17 protein-coding genes are annotated in these 19,787 nt (G+C 57.7%); 13 read left to right on the forward strand and 4 right to left on the reverse strand.

What is annotated here, in order from left to right:
* Positions 1-194: 194 nt before the first annotated feature.
* From ACF8YQ_RS13875 to ACF8YQ_RS13905, 7 genes are all read left to right on the forward strand, one after another.
* Positions 195-1,196 (forward strand): metalloregulator ArsR/SmtB family transcription factor, encoded by a 1,002-nt coding sequence (locus tag ACF8YQ_RS13875; RefSeq protein ID WP_396623310.1) that lies wholly within the window; start codon positions 195-197, stop codon positions 1,194-1,196.
* Between the two features lie 143 nt (positions 1,197-1,339).
* Positions 1,340-2,530 (forward strand): methionine adenosyltransferase, encoded by a 1,191-nt coding sequence (metK, locus tag ACF8YQ_RS13880; RefSeq protein ID WP_023008553.1) that lies wholly within the window; start codon positions 1,340-1,342, stop codon positions 2,528-2,530.
* A 449-nt stretch (positions 2,531-2,979) separates the two neighbouring features.
* The gene (ahcY, locus tag ACF8YQ_RS13885; RefSeq protein WP_226596592.1) at positions 2,980-4,374 is read left to right on the forward strand and encodes an adenosylhomocysteinase; all 1,395 of its coding nucleotides are present in this window, start codon (positions 2,980-2,982) and stop codon (positions 4,372-4,374) included.
* Between the two features lie 12 nt (positions 4,375-4,386).
* A complete protein-coding gene (metF, locus tag ACF8YQ_RS13890) occupies positions 4,387-5,256 on the forward strand; it encodes a methylenetetrahydrofolate reductase [NAD(P)H] (RefSeq protein ID WP_141067046.1) in 870 nt (289 codons plus the stop codon).
* Between the two features lie 205 nt (positions 5,257-5,461).
* The gene (locus ACF8YQ_RS13895) at positions 5,462-6,220 is read left to right on the forward strand and encodes a transporter substrate-binding domain-containing protein (RefSeq protein ID WP_222533877.1); all 759 of its coding nucleotides are present in this window, start codon (positions 5,462-5,464) and stop codon (positions 6,218-6,220) included.
* A 71-nt stretch (positions 6,221-6,291) separates the two neighbouring features.
* Positions 6,292-6,963 carry an amino acid ABC transporter permease gene (locus ACF8YQ_RS13900; protein WP_031210002.1) on the forward strand — a complete coding sequence of 224 codons (672 nt, stop codon included), beginning with the start codon at positions 6,292-6,294 and terminating at the stop codon, positions 6,961-6,963.
* A 13-nt stretch (positions 6,964-6,976) separates the two neighbouring features.
* Positions 6,977-7,723 carry an amino acid ABC transporter ATP-binding protein gene (locus ACF8YQ_RS13905; RefSeq protein WP_011786489.1) on the forward strand — a complete coding sequence of 249 codons (747 nt, stop codon included), beginning with the start codon at positions 6,977-6,979 and terminating at the stop codon, positions 7,721-7,723.
* Positions 7,724-7,732: 9 nt separating this feature from the next.
* On the opposite strand, the gene ACF8YQ_RS13910 is transcribed toward ACF8YQ_RS13905, so the two are convergent.
* Positions 7,733-8,221 carry a DUF2505 domain-containing protein gene (locus ACF8YQ_RS13910; RefSeq protein ID WP_224849507.1) on the reverse strand — a complete coding sequence of 163 codons (489 nt, stop codon included), beginning with the start codon at positions 8,219-8,221 and terminating at the stop codon, positions 7,733-7,735.
* A 199-nt stretch (positions 8,222-8,420) separates the two neighbouring features.
* Here ACF8YQ_RS13910 and ACF8YQ_RS13915 point away from each other — a divergent pair, with 199 nt between their 5' ends.
* From ACF8YQ_RS13915 to ACF8YQ_RS13930, 4 genes are all read left to right on the forward strand, one after another.
* A complete protein-coding gene (locus ACF8YQ_RS13915) occupies positions 8,421-9,770 on the forward strand; it encodes an adenosylmethionine--8-amino-7-oxononanoate transaminase (RefSeq protein WP_011786491.1) in 1,350 nt (449 codons plus the stop codon).
* A gap of 11 nt (positions 9,771-9,781) precedes the next feature.
* Positions 9,782-10,516 (forward strand): 16S rRNA (uracil(1498)-N(3))-methyltransferase, encoded by a 735-nt coding sequence (locus ACF8YQ_RS13920; protein ID WP_396621746.1) that lies wholly within the window; start codon positions 9,782-9,784, stop codon positions 10,514-10,516.
* A 276-nt stretch (positions 10,517-10,792) separates the two neighbouring features.
* Complete coding sequence (locus ACF8YQ_RS13925) at positions 10,793-12,022, forward strand: hypothetical protein (protein WP_228223726.1); 1,230 nt, start codon at positions 10,793-10,795, stop codon at positions 12,020-12,022.
* Positions 12,023-12,112: 90 nt separating this feature from the next.
* Complete coding sequence (locus ACF8YQ_RS13930; RefSeq protein ID WP_226596595.1) at positions 12,113-13,162, forward strand: HDOD domain-containing protein; 1,050 nt, start codon at positions 12,113-12,115, stop codon at positions 13,160-13,162.
* On the opposite strand, the gene ACF8YQ_RS13935 is transcribed toward ACF8YQ_RS13930, so the two are convergent.
* The 3 genes from ACF8YQ_RS13935 to ACF8YQ_RS13945 all read right to left on the reverse strand — a co-directional run bounded on the left by ACF8YQ_RS13935 (position 13,145) and on the right by ACF8YQ_RS13945 (position 16,871).
* Positions 13,145-14,500, reverse strand: a complete 1,356-nt coding sequence (locus ACF8YQ_RS13935; protein WP_114434550.1) for a YihY/virulence factor BrkB family protein — start codon at positions 14,498-14,500, stop codon at positions 13,145-13,147. The two genes, ACF8YQ_RS13930 and ACF8YQ_RS13935, sit on opposite strands and share 18 nt — an antisense overlap.
* 78 nt (positions 14,501-14,578) lie before the next feature.
* Positions 14,579-15,796, reverse strand: coding sequence for a maltose/maltodextrin ABC transporter substrate-binding protein MalE (gene malE, locus ACF8YQ_RS13940; protein ID WP_396621747.1), 1,218 nt, complete (start codon positions 15,794-15,796; stop codon positions 14,579-14,581).
* Positions 15,797-15,935: 139 nt separating this feature from the next.
* Positions 15,936-16,871, reverse strand: coding sequence for a D-2-hydroxyacid dehydrogenase (locus ACF8YQ_RS13945; RefSeq protein WP_396621748.1), 936 nt, complete (start codon positions 16,869-16,871; stop codon positions 15,936-15,938).
* A 74-nt stretch (positions 16,872-16,945) separates the two neighbouring features.
* Between ACF8YQ_RS13945 and tmpT the strand changes: the two genes are divergently transcribed.
* On the forward strand, positions 16,946-17,605 hold the full coding sequence (tmpT, locus tag ACF8YQ_RS13950; protein ID WP_396621749.1) for a thiopurine S-methyltransferase: 660 nt from the start codon (positions 16,946-16,948) through the stop codon (positions 17,603-17,605).
* 258 nt (positions 17,606-17,863) lie between these two features.
* The gene (locus ACF8YQ_RS13955; RefSeq protein WP_396621750.1) at positions 17,864-19,786 is read left to right on the forward strand and encodes a PrkA family serine protein kinase; all 1,923 of its coding nucleotides are present in this window, start codon (positions 17,864-17,866) and stop codon (positions 19,784-19,786) included.
* Position 19,787 lies beyond the last annotated feature (1 nt).

Below are 19,787 nucleotides of genomic sequence, written 5' to 3' on the forward strand. Positions count from 1 at the left end.
AAATACTGCTCAAAAAGAAGGCGCGTATTTTCGCCGATTAGGGTATGCCGGGGCAAATCCATATGTAGTGGTTTTCCGATGAAGCCGGCACAAAATCACCAAACCGACTGATTTCACAGAACTCATAAATCTATATCAAAAAATTTTGATATGGCTATTGATCGACCAACAGAACGCCCCTACACTTGCCAACCATGACCTCACTCAATGCACATGCGAATGAATTGTCCTCTGTGGACGTACTGGCCCCGATCTTCAAGGCGAGCGGCGACCCGCTGCGCCTGGAAATCCTGCGGGTACTGCGGCGGGACACCTTCGGTGTGCTGGAGCTGAGCCAGATGTTTGACATGCGCCAGTCCGGCATGAGCCATCACCTGAAAGTGATGCACAAGGCCGGTTTGCTGGAGCCGCAGCGGGAAGGCAATGCCATTTTCTATCGTCGCCCGCTGAATCTGGACAGTGACAAACTGGCCGACCAGGCCATCCGCCAGATTTTCGAAACCGTCGACAGGGTTGCCCTGCCCCGGCATCTGGACGAAAAGATTGAAGCCATACGAGAGCAACGGGCGGGGCAGTCCCAGGCCTTTTTCTCCCGGCATTCCGAACAATTCCGGGAACAGCAGGAGCTGATTGCCGCCTTTGACCTGTACGCCGAGCCTACAGCGGAACTGATTCGCAAGCGTGCAGCGAGGCAGTCATGGCTGAGCGTTCTGGAAATCGGACCGGGTGAAGGCGGGTTCCTGCCGGTACTGTCGGAGCTGTTCCAGCATGTGGTTGGCCTGGACAACAGCAAAGACATGCTGGCCAAGGCGACGCGCACCTGCATAGAGGAACACCTGAACAACGTCGACCTGATCGAAGGCGTGACCGACACCCTGCTGGCGCGGGGCGACGCCTTTGACCTGATTGTAGCCAACATGGTGCTGCACCATGTGCCCAGCCCGGCGGACATTTTTCTGGACGCCGCAGCCCTGATGAACAGTGGCGGTTGTCTGGTCGTCAGTGATCTGTGCAGTCACGACCAGGACTGGGCCAAAGAAAACTGCGGCGACCTGTGGCTGGGCTTCGAACCGGAAGAATTGACCGCCTGGGCGGCCGACGCCGGTCTGACCGCGGGCGAACAACTCTTTATCGGCCTGCGCAACGGGTTCCAGGTGCAGGTAAGAGAGTTCTGGAAGAGTACGGAAACGGCGTAACCAGTCGCCGTCACAGGAATATCAAAAACTTTTGATATGGGTGTAGGTAGTTTTACGTATGCCCTGACAACAACCAAGGCAGCCGGTAGGTCAAATAAGACGGAGCCGGTACGAATTTGCAATTGCTCAAGAGGAGCACACCTATGTCTGACTACAACATCTTCACCTCCGAATCGGTCTCCGAAGGCCATCCGGACAAACTGGCCGACCAGATTTCCGATGCGGTACTGGACGCCATCCTTACCGACGATCCGCACGCGCGCGTGGCCTGCGAAACCATGGTCAAGACCGGCGTGGCAATCGTCGGCGGTGAAATCACCACCAGCGCCTGGGTCGATCTGGAAGACCTGGTACGCGGTGTGATCAAAGACATCGGCTACACCTCCTCTGAAGTAGGCTACGACGGCGACACCTGTGGTGTGATCAACATCATCGGCAAACAGTCCGTCGACATCGCCCAGGGCGTTGACCGCCAGAAGCCGGAAGACCAGGGCGCAGGCGACCAGGGCCTGATGTTCGGCTACGCCAGCAACGAAACCGACGTGCTGATGCCGGCGCCGATCACCTTCTCCCACCGCCTGGTTCAGCGCCAGGCCGAAGCCCGCAAGAGTGGCCTGCTGCCGTGGCTGCGTCCGGACGCCAAGAGCCAGGTCACCTGCCGCTACGAGAACGGCAAGGTTGTGGGTATCGATGCTGTGGTTCTGTCTACCCAGCACGACCCCGACGTCACCCAGGCCGACCTGAAAGAAGCGGTGATGGAGCTGATCGTCAAGCATACCCTGCCGGCTGAACTGCTGCACAAAGACACCCAGTTCCACATCAACCCGACCGGCAAGTTCGTGATCGGTGGCCCGGTGGGCGACTGTGGCCTGACTGGCCGCAAAATCATCGTAGACACCTACGGCGGCATGGCCCGTCACGGTGGTGGCGCCTTTTCCGGCAAAGACCCCTCGAAGGTTGACCGTTCTGCTGCCTACGCCGGACGTTACGTCGCCAAGAACATCGTCGCCGCCGGGCTGGCCGAGAAGTGCGAGATTCAGGTGTCCTACGCCATCGGTGTAGCTCAGCCGACCTCCATTTCCCTGAACACCTTTGGCACCGGCAAGATCAGCGACGACAAGATCATCGACCTGGTTCGCGCGCACTTCGACCTGCGTCCGTACGCGATCACCAACATGCTCGACCTGCTGCACCCGATGTACCGGGCCACCGCAGCCTACGGCCACTTCGGCCGTGATCCGTACGAGATGACCGTTGGCGGCAAGACCTTCACCGCGTTCCCATGGGAGAAGACTGACCGCGCTGCGGCTCTGAAGGACGCTGCGGGTATCTGATGACTGGCACTGGCTTCTTGTCGCGGCCCAGCCCTCTCATTTTGGAGTGGGCGGCGGCAAGGAACGTCTTTCCGGGACACGCTCAAGCCGTCCGTGGGCGCTTAGCTTTGGCCATCCATGGCCAAAGATAGTCCCGGAAAGACGTTCCTCACCACCGCTTTTGCACTTGTGGTGAGGGCTTATCGAATACGCTTTCATGCAAGACGCTGAAAGAAGGCCAAATTCAGTATTTCGGCGTACCGGAGACGGCACACGCCAAAAGTTTGAGAAAGGAGATGGGGAACGTCTTTCGCGGAATTTCGGAGGCCATGGATGGCCGGAGAGAAGCGCACATGGATGTGCTCGTAGCGGTTCCGCGAAAGACGTTCCCCATCTCCGACACAACCCATACAGGCGGTACCCGATAATGTTCTGGGGCCGTAGAGAAAGGCTGACAGGAGAGAACCCAAATGAGCACTCCGGCAGAAAAACTGAACAACTTCGACGACTACAAAGTCCGCGACATCACCCTCGCCGACTGGGGCCGCAAGGAAATCAAGATCGCCGAAGGCGAAATGCCCGCCCTGATGAAACTGCGCGAGAAATACAAAGCCGAGCAGCCGCTGAAAGGCGCCAACATCATGGGCTGCATCCACATGACCATCCAGACCGCCGTGCTGATCGAAACCCTGGTCGAACTGGGCGCCAACGTACGCTGGTCATCGTGCAACATCTTCTCCACTCAGGATCAGGCCGCTGCCGCCATCGCGGCGCAAGGCATTCCCGTGTTTGCCTGGAAAGGTGAGACTGACGAAGAATACGAGTGGTGCCTGCACAAGACCGTCGGTGCGGACGTAGACGGCTGGGAGCCGAACATGATCCTGGACGACGGCGGCGACCTGACCGAGCTGCTGCACAAGGAATACCCGCAGGTGATCGCCAAGTGCCACGGCGTAACCGAGGAAACCACTACCGGCGTACACCGCCTGCAGGAAATGCTGCGTGACGGTACCCTGAAGATCCCGGCGATTAACGTCAACGACTCGGTGACCAAATCCAAGAACGACAACAAGTACGGTTGTCGTCACAGCCTGAATGATGCCATCAAGCGTGCCACCGACCACCTGCTGTCTGGCAAGAAAGCGCTGGTCATCGGCTACGGCGACGTGGGCAAGGGGTCCGCTCTGTCCCTGCGTCAGGAAGGCATGATCGTCAAAGTCACCGAAGCGGATCCGATCTGCGCCATGCAGGCCTGCATGGATGGTTTTGAAGTTGTGTCCCCATACATTGACGGCGTGAACACCGGTACCGAGCAGGGCATCAACAAGGATCTGCTGGCCAACACCGACCTGCTGGTAACCACCACCGGTAACGTCAACGTGTGCGATGCCAACATGCTGAAAGCGCTGAAGAGCGGCGCCGTGGTATGCAATATCGGGCACTTCGATAACGAAATCGACACCGCCTACATGCGCAAGAACTGGGAGTGGGACGAGGTCAAGCCGCAGGTGCACGTGATCTACCGCGACAAGGCCAGCAACGACCACCTGATCCTGCTGTCCGAAGGCCGCCTGGTGAACCTGGGCAACGCCACCGGTCACCCGTCCCGCATCATGGACGGCTCTTTCGCCAACCAGGTGCTGGCGCAGATGTACCTGTTCGAGCGCAAGTTTGCCGACCTGCCGGAGGAATCCAAGGCCAAGGGTGTTTACGTTCAGGTACTGCCCAAGCAACTGGACGAAGAAGTGGCCCGCGCCATGGTGGAAGGCTTTGGTGGCGTGATCACCAAGATGACTCCGGACCAGGCGAAATACATCGGTGTACCGGTCGAAGGCCCGTACAAGCCGGAAAGCTACAGGTACTAATCGGACACAAACATGGAATCCCAGAAGCAATTCAAACGCCGCTTCAGTTTCGAGTTTTTCCCGCCCAAGACCGATCAGGGCAAGGAGAAGCTGCAGGCGGTGCGTAACCAGCTGGCCGAGGTGAACCCGGATTTCTTCTCGGTCACCTTCGGCGCCGGCGGCTCCACCCGGGACCGCACCATTGAAACGGTACTGGACCTGCACAAGCAGGGCATTTCCACGGCACCGCACCTGTCCTGTGTGGGAGGCACCCGCGCAGAGATCGGCGAGCTGCTGGATCTGTACAAAGAAAACGGCATCAACCGGATCGTGGCTCTGCGCGGCGACCTGCCCTCGGGTATGGGCGCTTCCGGTGAACTGCGTTACGCCAACGAACTGGTGGAATTCATCCGGGAGCACAGCGGCGATCACTTCAACCTGGAAGTGGCCGCCTACCCTGAGTTCCACCCCCAGGCCCGTAACGCCGAGGAAGACCTGAAGAACTTCGCACGGAAGGTACAGGCCGGTGCCAACAGCGCCATCACCCAGTACTTCTTTAATGCCGACAGCTACTTCTACTTCATCGACCGTCTGGAGCAGATGGGTGTCACCATTCCGGTGGTGCCGGGCATCATGCCCATCGTCAACTTCTCCAGCCTGGTGCGGTTCTCGGACATGTGCGGCGCCGAGATCCCGCGCTGGATCCGCAAGCAGCTGGAAGCCTACGGTGACGACACCGACAGCATCCGCAAGTTCGGTGAGGAAGTGGTCACTGACATGTGTGAAAAACTGCTGAAGGCCGGGGCTCCAGGGTTGCACTTCTATACCCTGAACCAGGCCGAACCCAGCCTTTCCATCTGGAAGAACCTGGGTATCAGCGACCGGGAGAAAATCGCGTTCTGACACGCCTTCCCAGCCGCTGAAGAGAGGGGCTCCGGCCCCTCTTTCCTTTCATAACCGCCTGATTTCCTGCAAATCCTGTCTCCATAGTCTAGACTGTATCTGATGCATCCCCATCAACGCTCCCTGTGATGCACGGTCACAAAGAGTGCTTTCACAGACTGCCTTACCGGGCAGCCGGGGCATAAAAAAACAGAAAGGAGAAAGCATGAGCACGAAATGGCTGAAAACACTGGGTGCTGGTCTGGCACTGTCTGTAGCCGCAACCTCAGTCAGCGCAGAGACCCTGCGCGTGGTTACCGACCCAAGCTTCGTCCCGTTTGAAATGATGGATCAGGAAACCGGAGAAATGATCGGTTTCGATATGGAGATCATTGCCGAAGTCGCCGAACGTGCAGGCTTTGACTACGACCTCAACACCATGGACTTCAACGGCATTATCCCGGCCCTGCAAACCGGCAACGTGGACATTGCCATCGCTGGCATCACCATTACCGATGAGCGCGAGGAAATCGTCGATTTCTCCGATCCTTACTACGATTCCGGTCTGCGCATTCTGGTGAGCCAGAACAACGGAGACGTTGATGAAATGTCGGACCTGGAAGGCATGAAAGTGGGCACCAAGATTGGTAGCACCAGCTATGACTTCCTGATGAAGAGCCTGGACGACAACGACGGTGTAACGCCGTACCCCGGCAGCTCTGACATGTACATGGCGCTGATGTCCGGTGCCGTTGATGCCGTTTTCTACGATGCCCCCAACGTTGGCTACTTCGCCAGCACCCGCGGCAAAGGCAAGGTCAAGACCGTAGGCCCCCTGTACGAAGGCCAGCAGTACGGTATTGCCCTGAAGAGCGGCAGCAAATGGGTCGGCCCGGTTAACGAGGCCCTGGCAGAAATCAAGGAAGACGGCACCTACAAGACCATTTATGAAAAATGGTTCGGCCCCATGCCTGAAGACAAGTAACCCGCCACTCGAACCGGCCGGGGCACACAATGCCCTGGCCGATTCCTCCCAACCCAACGGAGAAACACACTGTGGAATTCCAGTTTCAGTTTGACTGGCAGGCGGCCATCAATTCCATTCCCTACCTGGCCAAGGGTATTCCCTACACCCTGATGATTTCCTTCGGTGGCCTGGCCATCGGTTTTGTTCTGGGCATCGTGTTCGGCCTGCTCAGCATCAACAAGAATTGGTTCTTGCGCTGGCCCGCCACTGCCTACATCGAGATTTTCCGCGGCACCCCCATCCTGGTACAGGTGCTGTTTATCTTCTACGGCCTGCCCGACCTGGTTGGCGGCCCGATCGACCCGCTGACAGCCGGTATTGCCGCGATCGCCCTTAACTCCGGTGCCTATATCTCCGAAGTCGTCCGTGGCGGCGTGCAATCCATTGACAAAGGCCAGACCGAAGCCGGTCTGTCTCTGGGCCTGTCACGCTCCCAGACTTTCTGGAACATTGTCTGGCCCCAGGCCTTCCGACGCATGATTCCGCCCCTGGGCAACCAGGCCATCGTCAGCATCAAGGACACCTCACTGTTCTCGGTCATCGGCGTGGGCGAACTGGTACGCCAGGGCCAGGTGTACATTGCCAATACCTTCACCGCATTCGAGGTGTATTTTGTGGTGGCCATCATGTACCTGGCCATTACGCTGTCCCTGTCACTGATCCTGCGGCTGCTTGAGCGCCGTGGTGTCGCGTCTGCCTGAAGGAGCCCGAGCAATGACACAGATTGTAAAAATGAAGGGCATGAACAAATACTTCGGCAAACTGCATGTCCTCAAGGATATCGACCTGACCGTGGAACAGGGCGAAGTGGTGGTGATCATCGGCGCCAGTGGCTCCGGCAAATCCACCCTGATTCGCTGCGTGAATGGCCTGGAAGAATACGAATCCGGTTCGCTTGAGGTGGATAACCACCCTCTGGCCCCGAAAGGCGGAAATCAGAACAGCCTGGCGGAAATCCGCAAGGAAGTGGGCATGGTGTTCCAGCAGTTCAACCTGTTCCCGCACCTGACGGTGAAAAAGAACATCATGCTGGCGCCCATGAAGGTAAAAAGAACGGCCGAAGTGGTTGCCAACGCCACCGCCGAACGCCTGCTGGAACGTGTAGGCATCGGCAACCAGGCCGACAAATACCCTAGCCAGCTATCCGGCGGCCAGCAACAGCGGGTGGCCATCGCCCGGGCTCTGGCCATGGAACCCAGGCTGATGCTGTTCGACGAACCCACGTCAGCGCTGGACCCGGAAATGATCGGGGAAGTGCTGGATGTCATGCGGGAGCTGGCCAGAGAAGGTATGACCATGATGGTCGTCACCCATGAAATGGGCTTCGCCCGCGAGGTGGCCGACCGGGTGATCTACATTCACGAAGGCCAGATTGTCGAGGAAGGCAAACCCGACGAGGTGTTCGATAACCCTCAGAATGAGCGCACCCAGGCATTCCTGTCCCGGGTACTGGCTCACTGACCCTCGCGTTTAAAGCAACTGGCGGATGACATCATACTCACGTTCAATCTTGGCGTGGGAGTCATCCGCCAGAAACTTCGCAATCTTCCGGCCCAGAAACGGCACCTCGCACAGCACCGACAGGCTCACGTAGTTGATACAACGGTCGCCGTTGCCCAACAGCCGCATCGCGCCCTTGATCTTCGCCGGCACCCCGTCAATGCGCACCCGAAACTCGCAGTGCCACTCCTCATCGTCTTTGCGGAACCAGTGCTCTTCCTGCCGCACCCGGTTCCATTCCCGGTGGAAACCGGAAAGCACACCCGGCACCGGTGCCGAGGCGGTCATTTCCCGCTCGATCACCAGTTTGGCCGACATTTCGTCCTTTTTCAGCTCGGTCACTCTGAGATTGCGGGCGCCCAACTGCTCGTTTTTGTTGCGAATATGCGCCTCATCGAAGAAACGCTCGATCACCTGATCAAGCCCCCGCTCGTAGGGGTGCTCCAGATTGAGTTCCATGATTACCTCCGAACCTGTCTTCCCCCTATTGTTGCGGTCGCCCGGCGTGGCAACATTGGCCGGGCGGGCAAGCAATCCGGGCAAGCAAGCCAGACCGATTGGTTCACATTCTGGCGCTGTTAAGCGATGGCCCGGGCAAGTATCATGTGAGGATTTTAACAAACCGAACAAACGGCCCGGGAGCTGACAGGAGACTACAATGCGCAATGCCGATCTGGTCGCACGGGATCTTAAATCCGTGTGGCACCCGTGCACCCAGATGAAAGACCACGAAACCCTGCCCCTGATCCCCATCAAACGGGGCGAAGGTGTCTGGCTGGAGGACTTTGAGGGCAACCGCTACATCGACGCCGTCAGCTCCTGGTGGGTTAACCTGTTCGGCCACGCCAATCCGCGCATCAACTCCGCCATTCAGGAACAGATCGGTCAGCTCGAACATGTGATTCTGGCCGGTTTCAGTCATGAGCCAGTGGTTAATCTGTCGGAGCGGCTGATCGAGGTAACGCCGGAAGGCCTGAACAAGTGTTTCTATGCCGACAATGGTTCCTCGGCCATCGAAGCCGCTCTGAAGATGAGTTACCACTACTGGAAAAACCACGGCAAACCGGGCAAAAAGAACTTCGTTAACCTCAGCAACAGCTACCATGGCGAAACCCTGGGCGCGCTGGCCTTGGGCGATGTGGCCCTGTACAAGGACACCTACCAGCCGCTGCTGATGGAAGTGCTGACCGCCCCCTCACCGGACGCCTACAACAAAGAGCCGGGCGAAACCGATGAAGAGTACGCCCTGCGCCAGTTCGAGGCCATGGACAAACTGCTGGCCGAGAAACACGACGAAATCTGCGCTGTGGTGGTGGAGCCGTTGATCCAGTGCGCCGGTGGCATGCGCATGCACCACCCGGTTTACCACACCAAACTGCGGGAAGCCTGCGACCGTTACGGGGTGCACCTGATCGCGGATGAAATTGCCGTCGGCTTTGGCCGCACCGGTACGCTGTTCGCCTGTGAACAGTCTGGTATCACCCCCGATTTCATGTGCCTGTCCAAAGGCCTGACAGCCGGCTACCTGCCGTTGTCCGTGGTGCTCACCACCGACAACGTCTACAACGCCTTTTACGACGACTACGAAACCATGCGCGCCTTCCTGCACAGCCACAGCTACACCGGCAACCCCATCGGCTGCGCCGTCGCCCTGGCCACGCTCGACATCTTCCGGGATGAGAACGTCATCGAAAACAACCGCCAGCTGTCCCGCTGTATGGCCGAGTCCGTTGCCCATCTGGCCGACCACCCGAACGTGGGCGACATCCGCCAGCACGGCATGACCATGGCCATTGAAATGGTTAAAGACAAAGCCAGCAAAACCCCGTTCCCCTGGCAGGAACGCCGTGGCATCAGGGTGTATAAGCATTCACTCACCCGCCAGGCCTTGCTGCGCCCCCTGGGTAACGTGCTGTACTTCATGCCGCCCTACGTGATCACCGAAGAACAGATTCGCCATCTGGCTCAGGTGGCCACCGAAGGCATCGAAATCGCGGTCAAGGACTGAGAACCGCCGCCATGAGAATCCCTCGCATCTTCACCGACAGCCCCCTGGCTGTCGGCAGCCAGTGCCAGCTGGACGACAACGCCGCCAACCATGTAGGCCGGGTCCTGCGCATGCAGGCAGGCCAGGCACTTCTGCTCTTCAACGGTGATGGTCATGACTATCACGCCACCATTACCGAAGCCGGAAAGAAACACGTGCAGGTGGCAGTCACGGAAGCCGCTGAAAACGAAACAGAATCTTCCCTCAGAGTAGTACTGGCACAGACCCTGTCCAAGGGCGACCGCATGGACTACGCCGTACAAAAAGCGGTGGAAATGGGCGTGAGCGAAATCGTGCCACTGACTACCGAACGCTGCGACGTCAAACTCAAAGGCGACCGGGAAGACAAACGCCTTCGGCACTGGCAACAGGTTGCCATCAGCGCCGCCGAACAGTGCGGCCGGGCCCGGATTCCAGAAATACAGCCGGTTATGACCGTGCAACAGTGGCTGGAACACGCCCGGGCCTGCGACTTGCGCCTTGTACTACACCACCGCACCGAACAGTCCCTGAACACCCTCGAAAAGCCCTCCAGCATCGCCCTGATGATCGGCCCCGAAGGCGGCCTGACCGCTGAAGAAATCGCCCTGGCCGAAAGTCACGGCTTTCTGCCTGTTGCCCTGGGCCCCCGGGTACTGCGCACCGAAACCGCACCGGTTGCCGCCATCGCCCTGTGCCAGTGGCTCTGGGGAGATATCGGCTCCTGAGACAGACGGGTGACTATTCATGGCGTCACGTCCTGGCACCCCAGTCATTGACAGACACGGGGGCGATCAACATTATTCTTGTCTGACAAAAAAGCCTGAAGCTACCACCGGCACTTGAGCAGCTGGTTGCGGTAGGGCTTTCCAAAACCCTGCGGAGCCATGGATGGCGGAGCGGAGCGTACATGGACGTATTAACAGCGTGTTTTGGAAAGCCCTACCGCAACCGGCTGCAAATCACCGAGGCTTCGGTAAAACAAATAAACATGCGAGTCCAGGATGACAGACCTACTTACCAATCCGGAATTTTGGCAATACCTCAGCATCCCCGTGATCGCCGCCCTCATCGGCTGGAGCACCAACTGGCTCGCCATCAAAATGACCTTCTACCCTCTGGAGTTCATCGGCAAGCCACCGCTTTTGGGCTGGCAGGGCATTATTCCCTCCAAAGCCCGCAAAATGGCCGCCAAAAGCGTGGATGCCACCATTTCCAAAATCGGTACCGTTCAGGAAATCTTCGAACAGATCGACCCCAAAGTTCTGGCCGCCCACATCATCTACACCGTCGATCCGCGCATTGAAGAATATGTCGACGAACTCATGCTGCGGGAGTACCCCACCTTCTGGGAAAACCTGCCCGCCTCGGCCCGCAAAATGGTCTATGACCGGGTACGCAAATCTACCCCGCAACTGGTCGACAACCTGGTTGAAGACATCTCCGACAACATTGAAGACCTGCTCGACATCAAAGGCATGGTCATCGAGCGCCTGGCCCGGGATAAAAAGCTGCTCAACCGGATATTTCTGGAGTGCGGTGACGTGGAGTTCCGCTTCATCATCAATTCCGGCCTCTACTTCGGCTTTCTGTTCGGCATTATCCAAATGGGCGTGTGGTACCTGTACCCGGCCATCTGGGTACTGCCCCTGTTTGGCCTCTTGGTGGGCTGGGCCACCAACTGGATTGCGCTGAATGTGATCTTCCGGCCCCTGCATGAACACAAGGTCGGCCCTCTGCGCATCCAGGGCCTGTTCCTCAAGCGCCAGCCGGAAGTAGCAGAATCCTTCTGCCATATCGTGACCCACGAGATACTCACCGTGGGCAACATCATCAACGCCATCCTCGAAGGACCCAAAGGTGACCGCGCCCGCAACATGGTGAAAAAACACATCAAACCACTGGTGGATGAAACCGCAGGCATGGGCAAGGCCCTGACCCAGATGGCGTTCGGCCCAACGGGTTTTGCCACCCTGAAAAACCAGGTGGGCGAAAAAGCCATCGCGATATCCCAGAGTTCCTTCAACAACCCCGTGTTTGAGCGAGACCGTGCCCGGGCGGTGGAGTCCATCATGGTGGAGCGGATGAATGCCCTGTCCTCGGAAGAATTCCAGGATCTGCTGCGCCCGTGCTTCCAGGAAGACGAGATCAAACTGATTCTGGTGGGCGCCTTCCTGGGTCTGGTGGCCGGTGTGTGCCAACTGGTCTTTGTCTTTGGCGAGTCCTTTTTCTGATCGTTGTCAGGGCTGTGCAGGGTTGCATTACGCTACTATACTGGCCAGATAACCAGTCCATTCTTTATACACGCTATCCGGAGGCAAAGGATGCCGGGCTTTTTTTCCTGGATATCAGGCCTGTTCAACAGCACTCAACCCGTTCCGCAGGCTGCGTCCGAAACCCGGCTCTTTAATCCTTCCAGTACCAGCCAGCCAAGCCAGAGCAACGATGAAGGCGACATCGTCGGCCAGCTGGAAGACCACCTGTTTAGTTGGTTGCTGGATGTGGAACCCGCGCGCCTTCGTGCCAGCACAGACAGCGGTGAAAAGGAATTGGCCGAACTGGAACGGCGCCTGCAAATGAACGAGATGGAAGAGCTGCCCCGGAAACCTGGCAGCTTGCCCATGTTGATGCGGGCACTGTCCAATGAAACGACCGAACGCAAAGAGCTTACCCGAATCATTCTGAGCGACCCGTCACTGACTGACCAACTGCTTCAGGTGGCCAACAGCCCCTATTTCCGCCCCGGTGACCATGTGATTGAGTCCGTGGATCAGGCGGTGTTTGTGCTAGGCGTGGATGGCATCCGGAACGTAATTGCGGCAGCGGTGATGCGCCCCATGATGGCGGCCAGGAACAGCCGGGAAGCACTGTTCGCACAACGGTCCTGGCGCTGGGGCCTGACCTGCGCACGGGCAGCGGAATTGATTGCGAAGATTCACCGGGATGACACCAGCGCCCACTTTATGGTTGGCCTGCTGCCGGCCTTGGCCTACATCACCATTCGCCGGGAACTGGGGCGCATCTGCCGCACCAAAGGCTCCGGCAATGAACCGGAACCGGCCTTACTGAGATTGGCCCTGGCCCGCTATCAGTGGGCCACCTGCCAGTTACTGGCCAATGTCTGGAATCTGCCCCCAAAATACCATGCCTGGCTGCTGTCGGCGGAACGGCCGGCGCCGCGGCAGGCCCACTCCGCACTGACCGACGGCCTGCTTCTGGGCACCCGGGAAGTGCTGCGCCATGCCCGCCAGAGGAACCTGTCGGAAGAAAATCTGATTCGCATTGTGCACCTGTCCCCGGAGCAACTGGGCAGGGTACGTACGGTATTGCTCAGAATGCTCCAGGAAGGCAAGAGTTCACAGGTTCGGACCTGACTCCGGTGCTTTGACAATGTCCGCACCGGGCGGTGTACCGGCATTCAGCAGACTGGCAAAACTGACGTCATCGCTGGTGGGCGCCAGATCGATCAACTCCCGCGGCATGGCACCGGCTGGAAGACGATCCACCACCCGGTCTTCGTCCTTGCGCACAGCCCGCAGCACACTGCCGACCGTAATCAGGTCCAGTGTTCGCCCTGGAACCAGCTGATCGCCATCGCGCCCGGCAAGATTCAGCAACCCGGCGCGGATCAGCTTGTCGCTGATCTTGCGGGTGACTTCGCCGGGAATCCTCAACTGCTGCTCCAGAGACTCCTGCTGAGGCGCCGGTTCACCACGGCTGAATGGCTTGGCCACCATCCACATCAGGGCAAGCCCTACCCGCTCCTGCAATTCCGGTGCAAGCTGAACATTGCGGCGTTTGGCCACGGCCCCCGGGTTCTGCAGATAGAACGCCAGGCTGGCGCCGAGCAGCAGGATCATCCAGTTCAGATAGGTCCAGATCAGCAGAATGATGCCAACCGCAAAACCGGAGTAAATGGCCGCATACTTGGCAGAACCGGCCACGAACGAGGCAAACAGCATACCGCCAGCCTGCCAGGACACCCCCGCCACCAGCCCGGCGATAAACGCATAGCGCAGCTTCACCCGGGTGTTAGGAATAAAGATGTAAACAAAGGTGAACGCGCCCACCACCAGGAAAAACGGTGTGAAACGACTGGCAAGCACAATCAGCGAACCAAAGGGCTCGATGGCCATAAGGTCCTGCGCGATTTCTGAAGAAAAGATGGTAGCGGTTACCCCGATAGCCGAGACCATCAACAAAGGCCCCACCATAATCACGCTCAGATAATTACTGAAACGCTGCGCCATGGAACGCATTTCCGGCACCCGCCAGATCATGTTGAACGAGCGTTCGATCTTCTGAACCAGGGAAATGACCGTATAAACCAGCAACGCCAACCCCACCGAGCCCAGCACACCAACTTTCATGTTGTCGACGAATTCCAGAATCCGCTCGGCCACTTCGACACCCTGTGGCCCCATGGGCTGGAAGAACTGAAACAGGAAGGGCTCCATGCGCTGGTGCACGCCCAGCGCTTTCAATACGGAGAAACTCAGAGCCAGCAACGGCACGATGCTCAACAACGTGGTGTAGACCAGGCTCATGGCGTGCAGCGTGAGCTGACCACTGATCACATCGCGGATCAGCGCGTAGGCCGAGCGCCCGACCTTGTATAGCCAGGTCCAGGGCCAGGTCTGCGGCGGGTTGGAGTTGGACAGTATCCAGTCTTCAGCGGCCTGAAGCCGGTCTTTCAATTGAGAAGAAGCCACGCAACATCCTGCTTGTCAGTGTTTCTTCAAGCTTATCAGGCAGCTGTCAGTAAACAACCCGGAAACCGGGTATTTCGCTCACTCCCCGACAAAGTGCCGCCGCGTCCAACCCCTCAATTTATCCAGACGCTGCAACCGGGTAGCAGCATTGGTCAGCGTAGGCCGAATTGGCGCGTCTTCCGTCAGCATGCTGGCAAAGCGATGGGTCATCAGATCCCAGAACCGTTTCATTTCGGGGATGTTAGGCATGATCTCTCCCTTACGCGCGGAGCGGAAGGTGTGATCTATGAACGGGTCTGCACTCAGGCTTTCTACAACATCAAGATGGGCCACGGCGCCCAGGGGTTTATCGCTGTTGACCGCATGGAGCCCGTCTTCTGTCAGCAGGTAGTCTTCCAGAAACTGACGGGCGATCTCCTTGTTGGTGGATACCGCGCTGATACCAGCTGCCAACACACCCACAAACGGCCGCCCCGGTGAACCGTCTACCGTAGGGACATCAGCGATACCTACCCTGATGCCCGTATCCCGCAACTCGCTCCAGGCCCAGGGACCGTTGATAATCATCGCCACCTCGCCTGCCTTGAACCCATTCATCATGGCACCATAATCCGCCCCCTGATTCAGCACCCCTTGCTCAAGCAACGTGCGGATTCCGGCCACGGCTTCGATCGCGCCATCAGTCGCTACACCCACATCACTCAGGTCGTAAACAAAGTCCCTGGCGCCAAAACTGTAGCCCCCAGAACCGGCAAAGACCGGCCAGGAGAAGTACACGTTCAGATAATCCCAGGCAATGGCACGGGCACCCCGGGCACGCAGCTCACGATCCAGCTCAGCAACCTGCTTCAGCGTGTTAGGCGGCGTACTGACCAGATCTTTGTTGTACAGCAAGCTGACCACCTCCATGGCAATGGGATAGCCATAGACCCGTTCGCCAACAGAGACCGACTGCCAGGCGAATGGCGCTATAACCTCTCGCACATGGGGAGAGGGAACGACGGGCTCCAAATGACCTTCGTTGATCCAGCTACCAAAACGGTCATGGGGCCAGATAATGATGTCCGGGGCCCGTGCCGTGAACCCATAGTGATCGTAGAGAGTAGTCAGATCTTCGGGAGTCTCTACAGTGACAGGAATGCCAGTTTCCTGCTCAAACCGTCTACCCACCTCCGCAAGGCCATTAAAGCCCTTGTCGGCATTTATCCAGATGAGTAACTCGCCACGTTCAAAGGCAGAAGCCAGAGGTGAAAACACACTGAAAGACAGCAGAACAGCCAGAATGGTTCGGATCATTGCATGTTGCCCTTTTCTTGTTATTCGGCGTTTCGAACATGTAAGCAAAGAGCATCAATGATCGCGTCATACCACGGCCAACTTTTCGGGGAGTACGCCAGGGGCGTATCGCTATCCCCCTGGCGGATTCGAGCAGTTCTCAGGCACCCGATGCCAGATTCCGCGCCGTAATCTCAACAATCCGTTGTCTGGCCTCGCGGCTGGCCCAGGCCGAGTGCGGGGTGAGAATCAGGTTGGGAATAGCGTCTGCCAGCAGCGGGTTGCCATTGCGGGGAGGTTCTTCGGTCAGCACATCAAAGCCCGCGCCGGCAATATCACCATTCCGCAAGGCATCAGCCAACGCCGATTCATCGACCAAGCCACCCCGGCTGGTGTTGATCAGCAGTGCCGAAGACTTCATTAAACCCAGTTCCCGGGCACCAATCATGTTGCGGGTTTCTTCTGTCAGCAGGCAGTGCAGTGATAGCACATCAGCCTGCATCAACAGGTCATCCAGCGGAACTCGAGGATAGCCGTCCACTTCTCCGGGCTCTTGGCCAGGCCGGCAGCCAAGTACGATGTTCATGCCAAACGCTTTGGCCCGTTCCGCGACACCCTGGCCCAGATCGCCGTAACCAACAATGCCCAGCGTTTTGCCTTCCAGTTCCATAATCGGGTAGTCCATCAGGCAGAACATATCGCTTTTGGCCCACTGGCCATTGCGGGCATCCCGGTTGTAATCCAGCAGCCGGGTGGCCAGTGCCAGGATGAGTGCCATGGTGTGCTGGGCAACGGTGGAACGGCCATAGTTGGTAACGTTCATTACCTTGATGTCGTGGGCCTTGGCGGCTTCCAGATCGATGTTATTGAGGCCGGTTGCCACCACCGCGATGGTTTTCAGTTCCGGGCAGGCTTCAAAATGTTCGCGGTTCAGCACCACCTTGTTCACCAGCACCGTATCAAAGCCCCGAATCCGTTGAATCACCTGATCCGGCTTGGTGCGCGGGTGGCAGGTCAGTCCGCCGGTGATGTTTTCAATGGGGCTCAGATCCACATCCTCGCCCAGTGTTGCGGCATCCAGAAAAACGGCTTTCATACTTTTCTCCTGACTCATCGACCCCACAGATTAGGGTAGACTGAGGAAAACGATCAATCTCCGGGAGGCTACCCATGGAACACGAATTCTGGCACGAACGCTGGGCAAAAGACCAAATCGGCTTCCACGAAGGCACGGTTAACCAGTACCTGCATGACCACTGGGGCGAACTGGCAGGCAATGGCACAGACGCCGTTTTCGTTCCCCTGTGCGGCAAGGCCCACGACATGTGGTGGCTGCACGACCGCGGGCATCCGATTATCGGCGTGGAGTTAAGCGAGATTGCCTGCAAGGACTTTTTTGAAGAGGCGCAGGAGAAAGCCAGCGTTCACCCGGGTGAACCCTTTACCACCTTCCGCCATGACGATCTTCAAATCTTGTGTGGCGATTATTTCCAGCTGGTGCCGGACGATCTCAAGCACATTCGCCTGGTGTACGACCGTGCTGCCCTGATTGCCCTACCCCCGGAAATGCGTAAGGGCTATGTCGACCACCTCACCGCCATCATCCCGGACGACACCAGAATCCTGCTGATCACGCTGGATTACGACAGTTCGGAAATGCAGGGCCCGCCGTTCAATGTTACTGACGACGAAGTGTTCAGGCTCTACGGCGAGGACTACGAAATCAACCACGTGCTGAAACGGGACATGGCCCGTGACAACCCGTTTGCCAAACGTCGCGGCCTGAGAAACGGCGCCACGGAAAGCGTGTTTACCCTCGCCAAGAAATAACCTTCGATCATGAGCGGCAAGCCCCTGGCTTGCCGCTCATAACATAATTTAATGAACCTAATTTGACTGCCCACTGTCCAACCCCCGAACTCTGAACTAAGCTCAGAATAAGCAGGCCGGAAACCTCCGGATAACGTATACCTGCTTAACACCATCCCATTCATTCCATTACCAGAGACACCGCCGGGACAGGCGGCGAAACAGCAACGAGGACATTACGTGAATTTATAACAGGCAAGAATAAGCGAGGGGCCATCTATGAGCATTCTGCAGCACTTCAAAGACCGGTATGAACAGACTCAGGAGGAGGAATACTCCCTTGAGGAATACCTGGAGATCTGCAAAAAGGACCCAACGGCATACGCCACCGCCGCGGAGCGGATGTTGATTGCCATCGGCGAACCAGAACTGATCGATACCTCCCGTGACCCCCGCCTGTCACGCATCTTTTCCAACAAGGTTATCAAGCGCTACCCGGAATTCGACGAGTTTTACGGCATGGAAGATGCCGTAGAAAACATCGTTTCGTTCTTCCGCCACGCGGCCCAGGGCCTGGAGGAGAAGAAACAGATTCTCTACCTGCTCGGCCCTGTCGGCGGTGGTAAATCCTCCCTGGCTGAAAAACTCAAAGCCCTGATGCAGAAGGTGCCCTTCTACGCCATCAAGGGCTCTCCGGTGAACGAAAGCCCGCTAGGCCTGTTCGACCCGGCCGAGGACGGCCCGATTCTGGAAGAGGAATACGGCATTCCCGGCCGCTACCTGAAAAACATCATGTCACCCTGGGCGGTCAAGCGCCTGCATGAGTTTGGCGGCGACATCAGCCAGTTCCGGGTGGTGAAACGTTACCCCTCGGTGCTGGACCAGATCGGTGTATCCAAGACCGAGCCGGGCGACGACAACAACCAGGACATCTCGGCCCTGGTGGGCAAGGTCAACATCCGCATGCTGGAAGACTATTCCCAGGACGACCCGGACGCCTACAGCTTCAGCGGCGGCCTGTGCAAAGCCAACCAGGGCCTGATGGAATTTGTGGAGATGTTCAAGGCCCCCATCAAGGTGCTGCATCCGCTGCTGACGGCCACTCAGGAAGGCAACTACAACACCACTGAAGGCATGGGTTCAGTGCCCTTTGATGGAGTAATCCTCGCCCACTCCAACGAATCCGAGTGGCAGACCTTCCGCAACAACAAACACAACGAAGCCTTCCTGGACCGGGTGTACATCGTCAAGGTGCCTTACTGTGTGCGCGTGACCGAAGAGATCGAGATCTACCGCAAACTGTTGAAAAACAGCTCTCTGGCGGGCTCCCCCTGTGCGCCGGACACCCTGGATATGCTGGCCCAGTTCTCGGTGTTGTCCCGGATCAAGGAGCCGGAAAACTCCAGCATCTTCTCCAAAATGAAGGTATACGACGGCCAGAGCATCAAGGACACAGACCCCAAGGCCAAGTCCATCCAGGAGTACCGGGATGCTGCCGGGGTGATGGAAGGCATGGACGGTCTGTCTACCCGCTTTGCCTTCAAGATCCTGTCAAAAGTATTCAATTTCGACACCACCGAGATTGCCGCCAACCCAGTTCACCTGCTCTATGTGCTGGAAAAGCAGATCGAACAGGAACAGTTCCAGCCGGAGTTGCAGGAAAAATACCTGCGCTTCATCAAGGAATACCTGGCGCCCCACTACGTCCAGTTTATCGGCAAGGAAATCCAGACGGCGTATCTGGAAAGCTACAGCGAGTACGGCCAGAACCTGTTCGACCGCTATGTCACCTATGCCGACTTCTGGATTCAGGATCAGGAGTTCCGGGATCCGGAAACCGGCGAGATTCTGGACCGCTCCTCCATCAACGACGAGCTGGAGAAAATCGAGAAACCGGCGGGCATTTCCAACCCCAAGGACTTCCGCAACGAAGTGGTCAACTTTGTGCTGCGGGCCCGGGCCAACAACGGTGGCAAGAACCCGTCCTGGCTCAGCTATGAGAAGCTGCGCAGCGTGATTGAGAAGAAGATGTTCTCGAACACCGAAGACCTGTTGCCGGTGATTTCCTTCAATCCGAAGGCCAGCCAGGAAGACCAGAAAAAGCACAAACAGTTTGTGGAACGCATGGTTGACCGTGGATACACCGAGAAACAGGTTCGCTTGCTTGCCGAGTGGTACCTGCGTGTTCGGAAATCCCATTAAC

The sequence above is a fragment of the Marinobacter sp. W-8 genome (genome assembly GCF_044342215.1).
GTDB classification, from domain to species: domain Bacteria; phylum Pseudomonadota; class Gammaproteobacteria; order Pseudomonadales; family Oleiphilaceae; genus Marinobacter; species Marinobacter nauticus.